At 43.7% G+C, this 13,556-nt stretch carries 17 protein-coding genes; 10 read left to right on the top strand and 7 right to left on the bottom strand.

Annotated elements, in window-relative coordinates; genetic code table 11:
* Position 1 precedes the first annotated feature (1 nt).
* The 5 genes from AC1XUF_RS28060 to AC1XUF_RS28040 form a co-directional block, all read right to left on the bottom strand.
* Positions 2-907, bottom strand: coding sequence for a helix-turn-helix domain-containing protein (locus AC1XUF_RS28060; protein WP_483345187.1), 906 nt, complete (start codon positions 905-907; stop codon positions 2-4).
* A 40-nt stretch (positions 908-947) separates the two neighbouring features.
* A complete protein-coding gene (locus AC1XUF_RS28055) occupies positions 948-1,763 on the bottom strand; it encodes an SDR family oxidoreductase (RefSeq protein WP_483345186.1) in 816 nt (271 codons plus the stop codon).
* 115 nt (positions 1,764-1,878) lie between these two features.
* The gene (locus AC1XUF_RS28050; RefSeq protein WP_483345185.1) at positions 1,879-2,226 is read right to left on the bottom strand and encodes a hypothetical protein; all 348 of its coding nucleotides are present in this window, start codon (positions 2,224-2,226) and stop codon (positions 1,879-1,881) included.
* Positions 2,227-2,495: 269 nt separating this feature from the next.
* Positions 2,496-3,272, bottom strand: a complete 777-nt coding sequence (locus AC1XUF_RS28045; RefSeq protein WP_483345184.1) for an SDR family oxidoreductase — start codon at positions 3,270-3,272, stop codon at positions 2,496-2,498.
* Positions 3,273-3,363: 91 nt separating this feature from the next.
* Positions 3,364-4,293: a helix-turn-helix domain-containing protein gene (locus tag AC1XUF_RS28040; RefSeq protein WP_483345183.1), complete on the bottom strand. Its 930-nt coding sequence runs from the start codon at positions 4,291-4,293 to the stop codon at positions 3,364-3,366.
* A 447-nt stretch (positions 4,294-4,740) separates the two neighbouring features.
* On the opposite strand from AC1XUF_RS28040, the gene AC1XUF_RS28035 reads away from it, so the two are divergent.
* The 8 genes from AC1XUF_RS28035 (at position 4,741) to AC1XUF_RS28000 (ending at position 10,597) form a co-directional block, all read left to right on the top strand.
* Entirely contained in the window at positions 4,741-6,105 is a 1,365-nt protein-coding gene (locus tag AC1XUF_RS28035) for an AAA family ATPase (protein WP_483345182.1), read from the top strand.
* Between the two features lie 3 nt (positions 6,106-6,108).
* Complete coding sequence (locus tag AC1XUF_RS28030; RefSeq protein WP_483345181.1) at positions 6,109-7,038, top strand: DUF4435 domain-containing protein; 930 nt, start codon at positions 6,109-6,111, stop codon at positions 7,036-7,038.
* A gap of 432 nt (positions 7,039-7,470) precedes the next feature.
* On the top strand, positions 7,471-7,728 hold the full coding sequence (locus AC1XUF_RS28025) for a hypothetical protein (RefSeq protein ID WP_483345180.1): 258 nt from the start codon (positions 7,471-7,473) through the stop codon (positions 7,726-7,728).
* Positions 7,729-8,586: 858 nt separating this feature from the next.
* A complete protein-coding gene (locus AC1XUF_RS28020; RefSeq protein ID WP_483345179.1) occupies positions 8,587-8,739 on the top strand; it encodes a hypothetical protein in 153 nt (50 codons plus the stop codon).
* Positions 8,740-8,848: 109 nt separating this feature from the next.
* The gene (locus AC1XUF_RS28015) at positions 8,849-9,037 is read left to right on the top strand and encodes a hypothetical protein (RefSeq protein WP_483345178.1); all 189 of its coding nucleotides are present in this window, start codon (positions 8,849-8,851) and stop codon (positions 9,035-9,037) included.
* 86 nt (positions 9,038-9,123) lie between these two features.
* Complete coding sequence (locus tag AC1XUF_RS28010) at positions 9,124-9,621, top strand: DUF6934 family protein (RefSeq protein ID WP_483345177.1); 498 nt, start codon at positions 9,124-9,126, stop codon at positions 9,619-9,621.
* A 24-nt stretch (positions 9,622-9,645) separates the two neighbouring features.
* Positions 9,646-9,798, top strand: coding sequence for a hypothetical protein (locus AC1XUF_RS28005; protein WP_483345176.1), 153 nt, complete (start codon positions 9,646-9,648; stop codon positions 9,796-9,798).
* Positions 9,799-9,958: 160 nt separating this feature from the next.
* Positions 9,959-10,597, top strand: a complete 639-nt coding sequence (locus AC1XUF_RS28000) for an outer membrane beta-barrel protein (RefSeq protein WP_483345175.1) — start codon at positions 9,959-9,961, stop codon at positions 10,595-10,597.
* Here AC1XUF_RS28000 and AC1XUF_RS27995 read toward each other — a convergent pair.
* A complete protein-coding gene (locus AC1XUF_RS27995; protein ID WP_483345174.1) occupies positions 10,594-10,941 on the bottom strand; it encodes a nuclear transport factor 2 family protein in 348 nt (115 codons plus the stop codon). The genes AC1XUF_RS28000 and AC1XUF_RS27995 overlap by 4 nt on opposite strands.
* Before the next feature lie 197 nt (positions 10,942-11,138).
* On the opposite strand from AC1XUF_RS27995, the gene AC1XUF_RS27990 reads away from it, so the two are divergent.
* Positions 11,139-12,248, top strand: coding sequence for a hypothetical protein (locus tag AC1XUF_RS27990; protein WP_483345173.1), 1,110 nt, complete (start codon positions 11,139-11,141; stop codon positions 12,246-12,248).
* 12 nt (positions 12,249-12,260) lie between these two features.
* Here the strand turns inward: AC1XUF_RS27990 and AC1XUF_RS27985 are convergent, their stop codons facing one another.
* Complete coding sequence (locus AC1XUF_RS27985) at positions 12,261-12,851, bottom strand: HD domain-containing protein (protein ID WP_483345172.1); 591 nt, start codon at positions 12,849-12,851, stop codon at positions 12,261-12,263.
* Between the two features lie 161 nt (positions 12,852-13,012).
* On the opposite strand from AC1XUF_RS27985, the gene AC1XUF_RS27980 reads away from it, so the two are divergent.
* A complete protein-coding gene (locus AC1XUF_RS27980; RefSeq protein WP_483345171.1) occupies positions 13,013-13,483 on the top strand; it encodes a hypothetical protein in 471 nt (156 codons plus the stop codon).
* Positions 13,484-13,556: the final 73 nt, after the last annotated feature.

The raw sequence follows: 13,556 nt of genomic DNA, 5'->3' as shown, positions 1-13,556 counted from the left end.
CTTAATTCATATTCCTGTATTGCAGCGGTGTCATTCCCGTCTTTGATTTGAACAGCCGTGAGAAATATTGGGGATATTCAAAACCCATTTCAAAAGCCAATTCCCCGACTGTCTTATTCGAACGCAATAATAGATTTTTGGCTTCTTCAATGAGGTAGTAGTGAATTCGGTCCTGCGCATTCATTCCTACCTCTCTCTTTAACAGGTCGCTCAGATAGTTGGCGGATAAATGAACCTGGTCGGCCAGATATTTAACCGTAGGCAATCCCCGGTTGCTGAGGTCGGGCAATTGAAAATAGCCGGTCAAAATGGCTTCAATTTTTGAAACAAGGTCCTGGTTTATCGTTTTCCTGGTAATGAATTGCCGGTCGTAGTAGCGGGTACAATAGTTCAGCAGCAGCTCAATACTGGATGTGATGAGCGTCTGACTATGCCGGTCTATATTTTCCCGTAATTCCATATCTATTCTCTGTACAAGTTCATAAAGCGTTTGTTTTTCCTTGTCCGACAAATGCAGGGCTTCTTTGATTTCGTAAGAAAAAAAGGAATACTCTTTTATTTTACTACCCAATGAAGTCCCGCGAATCAGCTCCGGATGAAAAAATAACCCCCAGCCCATCCTGTCTGCTCTTTTTTCGATTTCTTTGTCCATAATCACCACCTGCTTGGGGCCCATGCACATCAGGCTTCCGTCTTGAAAGTCGAAATTTTGCCTGCCGTACCGTAAATGGTTTGCGCAATAGTTTTTGAACATGACGATGTAAAAATCACAACTGATCCTGGCACCTTCTTCGATATGCTCGTCCACTTTGCTAAAATCGACTACGGCAACCAGCGGATGTCTGACTTTATCATTTATGAAGACATTCATGTCCGAGATACTCTGAAGGTGCAGGATAGGTTTCATGATTTTTTGCTGGATTTTACTTGCGGATTCAAGATACTTGTTACAATCCAAACTGTGACTTAATTCCCCCAATGAAAGTGGCGTCGTCGAGCTGCTTGCGGTTTGCTATTAAAACTTTGGCATCCTCCCCGGCTGTGTATCTCAATTGATCTGTGCCGTCGGTGGCTGCTTCATAAATGACTTCTGCAACCAGGCTGGCCGGTGCCGCATTAGCAGTCATGGCAGGCATTACGGCAAATAATTTTGCGACAGTATCCTGATATTCGGTGAGTGATTCATCATTATTGAAATCAAAAGAACGTCCTGCGAAATCCGTTTCAATGGCACCCGGTTCTACTATTTTTACCCGGCCTCCAAATTGCTCTACCTCATAATGAAGCGCTTCTGAAATGCCTTCGACGGCAAACTTTGTCCCGTGGTACAGAGCGCCCAGCGGGAAAGTCACTTTTCCGCCGATGGAGGAAACGTTGATGATGATACCGCTTTTATTTTTTCTGAAATGCGGCAGCAATGCTTTGGTCACATCAAGCAGCCCGATCACGTTGGTGTTGAACTGGCGTACGATTTTTTCTCTGGGAAATGATTCCAGAGGTCCGTATGCCCCATAGCCCGCGTTATTGAGCAGGACATCGATTTTCCCAAACTTTTGAATGCCTTCTTCTACGGCATCCTGGATGGATGGCAGGTCCAGTACATCCAACTTGGTAACCAGCACATCCGGTAACTGTGTCAGCTCCGTTTCGTTCTGCGGATTCCGCATGGTTGCGATGACATTCCAACCCTTATCGTGAAATAATTTTGCCGTGTCTTTTCCTATGCCACTGCTTGCTCCGGTTATTAAAATTGTCTTTTTCATTGCGCTGTTGTTTAAATGTTACAGTGCAAATGTCAGCTGAATACCGAGGGCAGACTTAATACAAAAGCGGGTTAGTTGTATACAAAATCTCTTTTCGGATGATCCGGGGCTGAACCTACTTTTTAAAAGGATGCCCGAGAAAGATCAGCACCAGCGGGATCAGCAAAAACGGGATTTCCATCAAAGCCATTTTGTAATTCCCGGCTTTTAAAGAAAAAGCCATAATCAACACGATCGTAATCGCATTCACCAGGTTCGCAATAAAAAACGTCTGAGGAAACAAGATCGCCACGCCGACGGCAAGGCTGAGCATGCTGACAATTGTCACGCCGGTTTTGCCAACACCCAGGTCGGTCGCCATTTTAATTTGTTCCGGATGCGAATCCAGGTGCAGGCCTTCCCAACCGTGTTTGAGGCTTAGGAAGGCGGTGATCAGTATGAGTATGCCGCTGATGATTTTCATGGGTTTTTGTAAGTTAAATTTAAGAATGGTTTGTCACGTTATGGAATCCCGAGTGCGTAATTGGCAGAAGCAAAAAGCACTATTTCAATGACATTTGCAGATTGTCACGGTGCGCTGCACCTTGAATGATCAGCTTATTTTCGGACTGACTACAAGTCTTTCGGCGCTCTGCGCCTTCATCCGCAAGGCGCAGAGCGCCGAAAGACTTGTAGCATACAGATTTTTAAATGAGCACCAGGTGCAGCGCACCGAAACGATCATTGCCATGGTTACCTGCCCACCATTTCCTCAGCCCCCATCTTCCCCGCCTGCGCCAGCATGAACCCCGGCGCAAGCCTGCTCATCACCCGCATGACCTTCGCCAGCCCGGGATAAATCTCATAACTATCATTTTGAATCCCCTTGATGGCACTGTCAATAATCTGCTCCGGTGCCATCAACATACTCTCGTTGAAACCCTTACTGTCTTTAAACTTATCATTCAAAGGCGTTGAAGAGCCAGGCGATACCAATTCGAAAACCCTTACATTCGTGTTTTTCAACTGCACCCGCAAGGATTTCGTATACGATCGCAGCCCCGACTTACTCGCCCCGTAAACCGGCGATATCGGAAAAGGCATCAGCGCAATGCCCGACGTCACATTCATGATCGCCGCCGACTTTTGCTTTTTCAAATGCGGCAGAAATTGCTGGATCATCCGGATTGGACCCATTAAGTTGATTTCCACCTCGCGGGTGATATCGTCCAGCGTGTGCGCGTCGTGGAGGATCAGCTTGCGCATTTCCCCGGCATTGTTGATCAGCATATTGAGGTTAGGGAATTGCTTCGTTACCTGCTCGTACAGGTGAATGATATCCTCCGGTTTGCTCACATCGCTTTGAATGGTATGCACGGCGGGAAGTTTTTGTTTGGTTTCCAGCAGCTTTTGGGCGTTTCTTCCTGTAATGATCACCGCGTTTCCGAGCGCAATCAGCTTCGAGGCGAACTCGAACCCAAAGCCGCTCGTGCCGCCGGTAACCAGGATTGTATTGTTACTAAGTTCCATTTTCTTGTTTGAAATTTTGGCAGAACAAAGTTCAGCAACCTGCGCAGTTGGGCGCTTGCGAAAATCAATACGATGTTTGCAAAAATGAAACCTAGCTGCGAAAACCCAGGGGAGAGTAGGAGGTCTGTTTTTTGAAAAAGTTGGAAAAATGCGCCACTTCCTCGAAACCGAGACTGAATGCGATTTCGGAGATGTTCCAGTCCGTTTGTTTGAGCAGGATTTTCGCTTCCTGGGTGAGCCGGCGGCTGATGTGGTTCTTGGTGGTCTGACCAGTTTGCTCTTTCAAAACCCGGTTCAGATAATTCACGTGGATCGAAAGCTGATCGGCATAATCCTTCGCCGTGCGCAACTGGAGGCTTTGCAGGGGGGATTCGATCGGAAACTGGCGTTCCAGCAACTCGGCAAAAAGGGACGATACCCGCGCCGATGCATTGTGCGTATTGTACAGGTCCGTCGCCGGCTGCAATTTTTGCCCCAAATGGATCAGCTCCATCAGATAATTGCGCAGCAGATCGTATTTATAAGCATAATTGGAATTCAGCTCTTTCAGCATTTTCCTGAAAATCAGCTCAATTTCCTCCTTTTCCGCCTGTGAAATATGAAAACACGGATACCCGCCCGGCTTGAAGATCGGCAGCTCGTCCAGCACCACCCCGCTTTTGGACTGCGCCAGGAAATCGGCCGTAAACAAACAAAAATACCCACCCTGAACCGGCCCCAGCGGCACCCAGTTATAAGGCACTTTGGGCGTCGCAAAAATCAGCGCATGTTGCTCAATCTCAATCGTTTTATCCGCATACTCCGCCCTGTTCCGCCCCGCCACAAGATTAATCTTATAATAAGCCCGCCGGTTGTAAGTCATATGCGGCTTTTCCCTGATCATCTTAAAAGCCTCCGCCACATCGAAGACATTGAAATGTCCGATTTCTTTTGTGATTCCGTTGGGGAGCAGGTCGCTTAACTCGCGCTTTGAGAATTCAGAGGCTTCTTTGTAGAAATCGTCCAGGGTGGTGATGGGCATGGGGGGGTGGGGTTTGCGAAAATCAAATTTGGGGTAAAAGTTTGGATGTGTACTTGTTAAATGCCCGGGAGGTTTGAAGATTAATGGTAAGAGATAATTTTTCGATAACGCCCAGCAGCCTTACTTTTAAAAAAGGGAGTAGTGGGGAGAATCACATTAAACAGTTGGTATCTATTACCACCACTTCTGTCAAACTACTGTCGCGGAACGAAGGGGGAGGTGAACCACTTTTCTTCATCCTTAGGCTCCAATTACGAGTAAAGTTCAATTATCGAGTCTTTTCTTTATATCTTTTGAAGTTGACAGATGTTATTATGTGACTAAGCCATATATTACTTATTAATACTGTTGACAGTGAGGATGTTAGCCGAAAACATATATCTTTAGCGGGTACTACATTAGCCAAACTGCAATCTATATCAATGATTAATCCATAACGCAATAACTATGATTAGGCGATTTAAAATAAACAAGCTTTTTGGTTTTCGCAATGTAAATATACCTTTTGATCATAACATTAAGATCTTAATTGGTGAAAATGGTCTTGGTAAAACTACTATCCTAAATAGTTTATACTATGTTTTGGCGGAAAAATATCAAAAACTCTATTCAGTTGAATTTGAAAGACTAGAGCTTACTTTTTTCAATGGAAACAAAATACAATTCACTAAGCGCGAACTAGAGTCATATCTAAGGCTTCGCGACAGGAAGGATCGGCGACATATTCCAAGTCATTTATTAAATGAAATAAATTTCGATGAACTCACAAGTATTTTTGAGAAGCAATTTGAATCGGAACGTGATTTGGAGCAAGATCTTGTTCGTTTCATTGTAAAAAATAAAATTACAAGATGGGCGCCGACAAATATTATGGCTAGGGATTTGCGATTTTTGGCTCATGAGCCAGTCATAAAAAAATTTCTTCAGTTCAGTGAAATATTGAAGAGTTTTTCAAATGATATACTATATTTCCCCACATACAGACGAGTTGAGGAAGACCTAAAGAATCTGGGAAGATTTAAGAAGAAACTAGTTAGATCTGAATTTGATGCAGAATTTATAGATGAGTTTGAAGAAGAATTCCAAGTTAGCGATGATACATTAATTCATTTTGGAATGGAGGATGTCGAGCTAAGGATTGAGACTGTTAAAGATCTTATAAATAGTTCTACGGTGGATGGGTTTTCCAAAGTGACGGGAGAAATTCTTTCACAATTGTTAAAAGGGTTTCCCGAAATTGATAGGGAACAAATAGAGTCGCTGGATATTTCTACTGCAAAAATCGTTTTACATCGTGTTGGAGATAATATATCTGAGTCAGATCGGAAAGATATTTTGAGCTTACTGGAAAAGCCAAAAAGTCTGCTTGAGAAAAAAGAACTAACCTACTTTTTGCTAAAACTAATAGAAATATACAATCAGCATAAACATGTGGACGATGCGATAAAAAAATTCAGAGATGTTTGTAATAATTATCTAGAAGACAAGGAGTTTAGATATAATGATAGTACTGTGACCATAGATATATATAGAAAAGGAACGGACAGCATTGTTTACCTAAACAAGTTATCATCGGGAGAAAAACAGATAGTTTCCTTATTTTCAAAGATTTACTTAGAGCTTTCAAAAAACTATGTGGTTTTATTTGATGAGCCCGAGCTTTCACTGTCAATTGAATGGCAGAAGCAATTGCTTCCGGATATCATGAGCTCGGAGAAATGTAGCTTTTTGCTTTCGGTAACTCATTCGCCGTTTATTTTTACAAATAATCTTGACCGGTTTGCGGTAGGTATGAACACGTATATTAAATAGCTTATGAAAGTAGACTTAGCGGAAAAGCTTAGACGAGAGCGAGTTTCAGAACACGTTGCATTTGTTGAGTTCGTATTAAAATTAAAAAAAGCGCCGGATGCATTATTTTGCTTTTTTGAAGGAAAGGATGATTTCAAATATTATGAAATTCGAATTAGTAATATTATTCAAAAGGAGTATGAGTTAATTGAATGTGGTGGGAAAGACGGAGTTATAAAACTCAAACGGTTAGTGGATGGGAGGCAAGAGTACAAAGGTATATCGACAGCTTTTTTTATAGACAGAGATTATATTACACCTTTACCAATAGAAAACTTGTACTGCCTACCGGCCTATTCGATAGAAAACTTGTATTCTACAAGAGCCGCGCTGGAAAAAATTTTGAACAGAGAGTTTACATTATATGATGATAATGATGATTTTCAAAGAGTTTTGGATTTGTTTTTATCACTAAAAGGTTTGTTCCATAGTCGCACCCTCACAATTAATGCATGGCTTGCCTGTCAGGCGAGAGCTAGAGAGGATATGGGACTTAAAACTTATTTGAGTATTGATGACGTTGTTGGAGCATACTTCTCATCTATAGTGAGTCCTAACTTAGATGGGATAAAGGATTTTTCTGATCTAAATGATATTACTAAAATAGAAGAGATTTTTGAAGAAGCACCCAAGATTGTAGCTGAACAATTCGAGCAGCAAAGATCTATGTTTGAAATTGGAGATCATGATCTTGTTTTCCGAGGGAAGTTTGAACTAAGCTTCATAATAAGTTTTTTAGATAGATTGAAATCTGAGATCTGCAAAAAGAAGCCAACGTTATTTAGCGGTCGCCATAAATGCAGTTTGAGGTTTGAAACTGCCACAGCACTGACTACGCTCAGCATTTACGCAGAGACTCCTCAGTCTCTTATAGATTACATTAGGGCAAAATAATGTGTTCTCAGAATTGCCTAGAGCTCCATTTCTGTATGCCCAAATCGGAATTCACTTGATCAGAGCACTTTGATCCTTAGCTACAAGGCTGTATGTAGATTTAAGTATTGTTCAAAAACGTTTGGTTAGTTACTATCTGCAAGGGCCGCTTCATAGCTACTTGTTATTTGCCGAGAGCTTATTATACCAGGTTTCTATTGCTACACCTTCAATAGCGCCTCGATGCAAATATCCCCCCAGTCAAATTTGCTTCCCAAGAAAATCCTGCAAATATTCGCATTCCTTTTAACAACTAAGATTATGATAGCTTTTCCAAGAAATGCCCTGTTATGGTGCGGGTGCGGTGAAAATCCCCCGGACGCTTAACTTAGTTGGCGTAAGGACACCTAAAGCAGGGCGAATTATTATCAATCCTTTTAACAACTAGGTACAATGAAAACCAACCAAAACGATGAGTCGGACGACTCCGCATCAGCGGACCGACTCCACCGCGCCTACGGGCGCAAAGTCCAAGAGTTGCTTTCTTCAAGCGACGCTGCCACCTGGGTCAATGATCTCTGGGACATGTACACGGGCTTCACGCTGTTTGCGCAGGAGTCCGGTACTGATCCGAGAGGCCACAACAGGTTCGTATCTTTCAAACAACTGGTGTTTTTCTTCCAGGAAGTTGGGGAGATGAAGAAGGAGTGATTTAGGTAGGGAAGGGCAACTGGCTTTTGGGCTGGTTGCCTTTTTTTCTTGCGGTGCTCTGCACCTTTGGGATTTTCTTATTTGTGTCTTTTTCTACAAATCTTGCGGTGCTCTGCACCTTTGGGATTTCCTAATTTGTGTCTTTTTCTACAAATCTTGCGGTGCTCTGCACCTTTGGGATTTTCTTATTTGTGTCTTTTTCTACAAATCTTGCGGTGCTCTGCACCTTTGGGATTTCCTAATTTGTGTCTTTTTCTACAAATCTTGCGGTGCTCTGCACCTTTGGGGTTTCTTAATTTGTGTCTTTTTCTACAAATCTTGCGGTGCTCTGCACCTTTGGGATTTTCTTATTTGTGTCTTTTTCTACAAATCTTGCGGTGCTCTGCACCTTTGGGATTTCTTAATTTGTGTCTTTTTCTACAAATCTTGCGGTGCTCTGCACCTTTGGGATTTCTTAATTTGTGTCTTTTTCTACAAATCTTGCGGTGCTCTGCACCTTTGGGATTTCTTATTTGTGTCTTTTTCTACAAATCTTGCGGTGCTCTGCACCTTTGGGATTTCTTATTTGTGTCTTTTTCTACAAATCTTGCGGTGCTCTGCACCTTTGGGATTTCCTAATTTGTGTCTTTTTCTACAAATCTTGCGGTGCGCTGCACCTTGCATTGTGCTATTGTAATCAGTCATGGATAAGGCGCAGAGCGCCGTAAGATTTGTAGCACATTGATCTCGAATCAGATGCAAGGTGCAGCGCACCGAAACAAAAATGCGCTGAACCGGGTAATTGCGTCAATGGTCCCCGGGATGTTTATAATGGTTTCGCAGAGAAATTTTTAAATTTAAACGTAACGCGCAGATATAATGTCAGCAATCACAGCCAAGACTTCCAACAAAGTGGCAACCAAAGCCAAATCGGAACCTGTGACTCAGGTTTCACAGCACGAAAATGTTATCGGGCGAAAAACTTACCGCATGGCTGAAACCGTTAAAAAATACCCCCTTCCGGGCAAATAGATTTATGTTCGGTCGAGTTAGAAAGGGCAACTGGCTTTTTGGCTAGTTGCTTTTTTTGCGTTTATTTAGAAGCGTTGAATTTTTGAAGAGCTTAAAGAACAAGGTAAATATGAGCAACGAACAGAAAGGTTTCCCAATGATCCTGGGCATCATAGCAATTATTATTGGCGTAGCATTGTACAAGGAATTTGATTTTGAAACATTTACATTCAAAAAGGTCGGTTTGGGGATTGTGTATCTGATCACTTTTGTGGCTTTGGTTGTCGTGATTGTGAGGAGTAGAATTAGTAAAGGGTAACGCCGACATTGCTTCCCATTACTTTGCTTTGGGTGAAAAGCCTGGCGGCCTTGAATTGATTTTAACACACTATACATTTGAAATGCATGAGTGTATCCACTTACGATACAGAGAAGATCAGTGCAGAAAACTACGGCCATAAGTCTGGCATTGAAATCCTTGATTCCCGCCGGTTTTTCAGTGAGGGGCCAAATGGCAGATTTGAGCTGCGAACCTTTATTACAAGGGTAGCACACGATTCGAGGCAGGAGCTTTTCAATGTTGGTTTCGGGGTTTGGGATCCGACAAAGCAAAAAGTGGACGACAGAATTCAAACGAGAAATGATGATATGCGCCTGATCCTGGGTACAATAGCCTCCATTGCACTCGATTTTTTGCGAAAATATCCGTCTGCGTATTTATATGCTGAGGGCAGTACTTTTCCGAGAACACGACTTTATCAGCGGGAGATATCCAAGGTTTTGGATGAGTTGCCCGAAGATTTACAATTATATGGGCTGATCAAAACGGAGGACATTGGTTTTATCAAATTCCGCCGAGGGATCAATTTTGATGCGTTTTTGTTATCGCTGAGAAATCCTTAAATTCGAACATAACACACAGATACCATGTCAACCATCACAGTTAAGACGTCCAACAAAGCGGCAACCAAAGCCAAATCGGAACCTGCAACCCCGGTTTCGGAGCATGATGATGTTATCGTGCAAAAAACTTTCCGCATGGCTGAAACCATGAAAAAGTATCCGCTTCCCCGCAAATAGATTTATCCCAAAATCTTCGCCATGGCCGATCTTGAATTCATCGCGCCTTTTTTCGCTGTAACCGTCCTCCGGGAATTGTTTCATTTAAGATAATACAACTATTATCTTATCTTTTTTCAATACCTTTCTAAGTAAATCAGCGGTTATTTAAGCAAGCAACATGAAATCGACAGCCCACTCCGTAATATTCCTGGTTGTGCTCCTGTTTTCCGGGGCAAATGCATTCAGCCAGAGTAAGTTCGCTTTATCCGCAACAGTGGCCCCATTTTTTGGACATTCCAAAAGCATCGTAGTAGCTACCATACCTGAACCAAATAACAGCGGCGGCTTTGTTTCGCAGGAGATCAAATCGGAGGCGTCGCCAAAAGGGTATTGGGTGGGTTTGAATGGACGATACGCTTTTTCGGAAAAATGGTCTGCATCTACCGGTTTGTGGTATGGGTATTCTACAATTAGGGTCTCTGGCTCCCCCAGCCGGTCTCATCAGTTTTCTATACCTGTGATGGCTAATTATCAGACGTCTGAACGCAAGTTGTCTCCTTATTTTTCAGCAGGTGCGTTATGGAATTTTACCACTACGAGCTATCTGAAAATTCCGGATGTTGGAACAGTCAAGTTCAAATCGGATCGAAATACATCAAGAATATCGCCCACAGTTGGGGCAGGGGCCATTTACCATTTTGCCGGGCATTTGGCGCTGGTCGCCCAGCCGACTTTCAGCTACTCGATTCCTCCTTCCGGCGTTGATATTCACGCTTATCGATTGGGTTTGAATGTACAGATGATGTACAAGTTTTAACCTTCGATTATCATACTCCGCACCTTCCCATTTTCGAATCGATATACATGCTGCAAATGCGTGTCGCTGAGCAACTGACCGTTCAAATCCTTGACAATTTGATGGACTTGGATTGCAATGCTCCCATCAGCTCTTGTTTCAAATACAACCGGCTCTACCGAAGGGTCAATTTCCTGCCACTGGCGCAGCCAATATGCCCGAACTGCTTCTTGACCAGCCACATAGCCGCCTTCCCAGCCATTAGGCCAGGTAACGTCGGTATGCAAATGAGCTAAAACGGAATCGATTTGGCGGGCGTTGAAATCCATGTAAAGTTGGCGCAGAAGTAGTTGGTAATCCATCATTTGACCGGCAGTTTTTTGATTTAAAGATTGGTACTGCCAAAGCTAAATCATCTCTGCTATCACTGGGCGTCGGGATATCTTGAGATTAAATCGGTTATTCTTGAGAGGACGAAAGATGCTGCACTTCCGAAAATACATGGCCGGAAAGTAGCCTGGCATCATCGCTGGCTTTAATATCCTCAACCGTTTGATTCATCGTGCTGAAAAAATCTACGCTTTTAGCTCTTTTCATTTTATTCGTCTTCAATCTCTGTAACGCTCAGACAGATACGCTCAGGTGGCGGCCGGGATTGAAGCTGAAGCCCAGTGATTTTTCGATCGATCTTGGCGTGACGCATGTGTTTGCGGACATCGTTGTGCACTATCAATATGCATCCCAGCCTTTGAAAGCAGGAAAATATGCCCCGATCGTTCATGCCTTTGCTATGTTGAACAGGCGCACCGCCACATTGCCCAGTTCCAGTGAGCGGTCGCTTCGCTATGCCCAGCTTCTCTTTGATTTGTCGGGATATGAGGCCAGACTGATTGAATGGAGGGCATTTGAGCTTGGCGAACTGAACGAAAAAGTGGACCCGATTAAGCCGACCCTGGACCGTATTTTCCTGGAAACGAGCAATGAAGTTTCGCAGTTGAGGAAGTACATGATCGAGCAGCTTTCCCGGCCGGACAATGCGCAGGCGATGGCTGAGTGGGAAGCCAAAGTGGCCGATCTGATACGCAATACGCCGGAAATAACAGAAGTGAAGGCGACCGGCAATACGTGGATCGGGCTTTACGCGGGTATGGGCCGGAACATTTTCAGCGGGAAAACCAAAGCGCATTTCACTGATGCGACGGGACTTGTTCTTGGTTTTGACCTGGATATCAAAAGAGCAATGCTTGGACTGGATATGACTTTCGGTTTTAATAAAACAAAAAAGGAGCTGGAAGGAAGAGGCGACTGGTCCGCTGCGACGAAAACGAACCTGACTTCCGTAGAAGTGATTTATGGCGTGAAGATCCGTAAAAATAAATGGCTGGCGGTGCCGTTCGCGGGCTTGGGAATCAACGAATTTACTCCCGCCAAATCAGGCAGTGAAGACCGGCGCCACGTGGTTGGGTATAGTCCGGTATTCGGTTTCGAGCTTGACCGACTCCTGAAAAACATGACCGACCCGAGAGAAAATGCCTCGCTCTTTTATCGTATTCGTGCTTCCGTCAATCCTTCCAATTTTATCAAAAATTACGGCGGGACGCAGGTAAATTTGAAAGTGGCAGTCGGCCTGAATGCGGCGAAAGTCAGGAGGAAGCTGGTGAAAAAAATGTAATCCACAGCGATCCTACTTCTTCAGAATCCCTTTCTCGACACTCTCATTCAACAACTGCTCCGCATATTCCCAAATCGAGTCGGAACCCAGTTGGATAACCTGCTTTTTGGCATAAACCTTTTCGTAATTAACCCCAAACTCATTCCAGGTGCCACCATTGTTGGACGTGTTCTGGAGCAATGGTTCCAGGCGGTCCATCGCCCGGGCAAATTTAGATTCATTGGTTTCCCCCGCCTCAAACTCTTCCCAGATATCGATCAGTTCGCTGGCCTGATCCTGAGGCAATAATCCGAAGATCCGGTTCGCTGCCTTTCTTTCTTCCTCCGTATTGTTGTGGTTTTTCTGGGTATCATAAATGAACGTATCGCCGGCATCTATTTCTACAATATCATGGATCAGCAGCATTTTGATCACTTTTAAAAGGTCAACCGGAAAGTTGGCATGTCCGGCCAGAACCACCGCCATCAGGGCCAAATGCCAGCTATGTTCGGCATCATTCTCGTTCCGGTCGCTATTGATCAACTTCGTTTTGCGGAGAATGTATTTGAGCTTGTCGACTTCCTTGATGAACTCGATTTGCTTGAAGAGGTTGGTAGCGGTCATTTTGATTGATTTTTGAATTGGGCAGATTGGCGGAAAGGGAAATAGTGCCCAAGTTGTGCAAAAGTAGGGGGCCAATCAACAAGGCTCTTTTTGAAAAGCGAGAAAATACTTTAAGATTAGTAAGGTGAACAGCGAACTACATGATCACCTGAATATCAAAAATGATAAATAGGCGCAATAAAATGGTCCCGGAGAAATTGAAAGTAACATTTTACATCTGCTCGGTTATTTTGGTCATCTATTTAATATCAAAAGTGAACGGAAGTAATTCGGCAGAAGTTGATTACACCTATGTGAAGGCTGACAGTGTCGGCGGCAACGGCGGAGATATTCCTGCTCTTCAAAAGTTGAATGAGCTTGTAATCGGGAACTTCCTGGATAGAAATTATTATGAAGCGAGTTCATTTGAAACGGGCACCTGGCATCGATGCTACGCCAATTACAATAAGGAGTACCACGCGCTGCTGATCGGCGACAGTGATGGCTGGTCGTATTTTTTTTATGCCACACCTGAGGAGTTGCAAATGATTGCGGACCGCAAAATACCGGCCTATAACCTTCACAAGTTTCTGAAACCCTTTCCGAGCAAATATCTGGGTGACATTCCAACGAGATCAAGGGACTTGTTTTAGGGGCGGTTCATGGTAACGTGGAATGTGGGTTTATGTCTTCGGAATTTGCGATGCACAAGTGATCACCATGAAT

This window comes from Dyadobacter sp. HNCC25DJ185 (assembly GCF_056895195.1).
This window is presented reverse-complemented; position numbering and strand designations above follow the sequence as displayed.

Excerpts from the sequence above, each read along its gene's own strand:
- AC1XUF_RS28060 (WP_483345187.1), bottom strand. The coding sequence starts at position 907 with ATGAAACCTATCCTGCACCTTCAGAGTATCTCGGACATGAATGTCTTC.
- AC1XUF_RS28055 (WP_483345186.1), bottom strand. The coding sequence starts at position 1,763 with ATGAAAAAGACAATTTTAATAACCGGAGCAAGCAGTGGCATAGGAAAA.
- AC1XUF_RS28050 (WP_483345185.1), bottom strand. The coding sequence starts at position 2,226 with ATGAAAATCATCAGCGGCATACTCATACTGATCACCGCCTTCCTAAGC.
- AC1XUF_RS28045 (WP_483345184.1), bottom strand. The coding sequence starts at position 3,272 with ATGGAACTTAGTAACAATACAATCCTGGTTACCGGCGGCACGAGCGGC.
- AC1XUF_RS28040 (WP_483345183.1), bottom strand. The coding sequence starts at position 4,293 with ATGCCCATCACCACCCTGGACGATTTCTACAAAGAAGCCTCTGAATTC.
- AC1XUF_RS28035 (WP_483345182.1), top strand. The coding sequence starts at position 4,741 with ATGATTAGGCGATTTAAAATAAACAAGCTTTTTGGTTTTCGCAATGTA.
- AC1XUF_RS28030 (WP_483345181.1), top strand. The coding sequence starts at position 6,109 with ATGAAAGTAGACTTAGCGGAAAAGCTTAGACGAGAGCGAGTTTCAGAA.
- AC1XUF_RS28025 (WP_483345180.1), top strand. The coding sequence starts at position 7,471 with ATGAAAACCAACCAAAACGATGAGTCGGACGACTCCGCATCAGCGGAC.
- AC1XUF_RS28020 (WP_483345179.1), top strand. The coding sequence starts at position 8,587 with ATGTCAGCAATCACAGCCAAGACTTCCAACAAAGTGGCAACCAAAGCC.
- AC1XUF_RS28015 (WP_483345178.1), top strand. The coding sequence starts at position 8,849 with ATGAGCAACGAACAGAAAGGTTTCCCAATGATCCTGGGCATCATAGCA.
- AC1XUF_RS28010 (WP_483345177.1), top strand. The coding sequence starts at position 9,124 with ATGAGTGTATCCACTTACGATACAGAGAAGATCAGTGCAGAAAACTAC.
- AC1XUF_RS28005 (WP_483345176.1), top strand. The coding sequence starts at position 9,646 with ATGTCAACCATCACAGTTAAGACGTCCAACAAAGCGGCAACCAAAGCC.
- AC1XUF_RS28000 (WP_483345175.1), top strand. The coding sequence starts at position 9,959 with ATGAAATCGACAGCCCACTCCGTAATATTCCTGGTTGTGCTCCTGTTT.
- AC1XUF_RS27995 (WP_483345174.1), bottom strand. The coding sequence starts at position 10,941 with ATGATGGATTACCAACTACTTCTGCGCCAACTTTACATGGATTTCAAC.
- AC1XUF_RS27985 (WP_483345172.1), bottom strand. The coding sequence starts at position 12,851 with ATGACCGCTACCAACCTCTTCAAGCAAATCGAGTTCATCAAGGAAGTC.
- AC1XUF_RS27980 (WP_483345171.1), top strand. The coding sequence starts at position 13,013 with ATGATAAATAGGCGCAATAAAATGGTCCCGGAGAAATTGAAAGTAACA.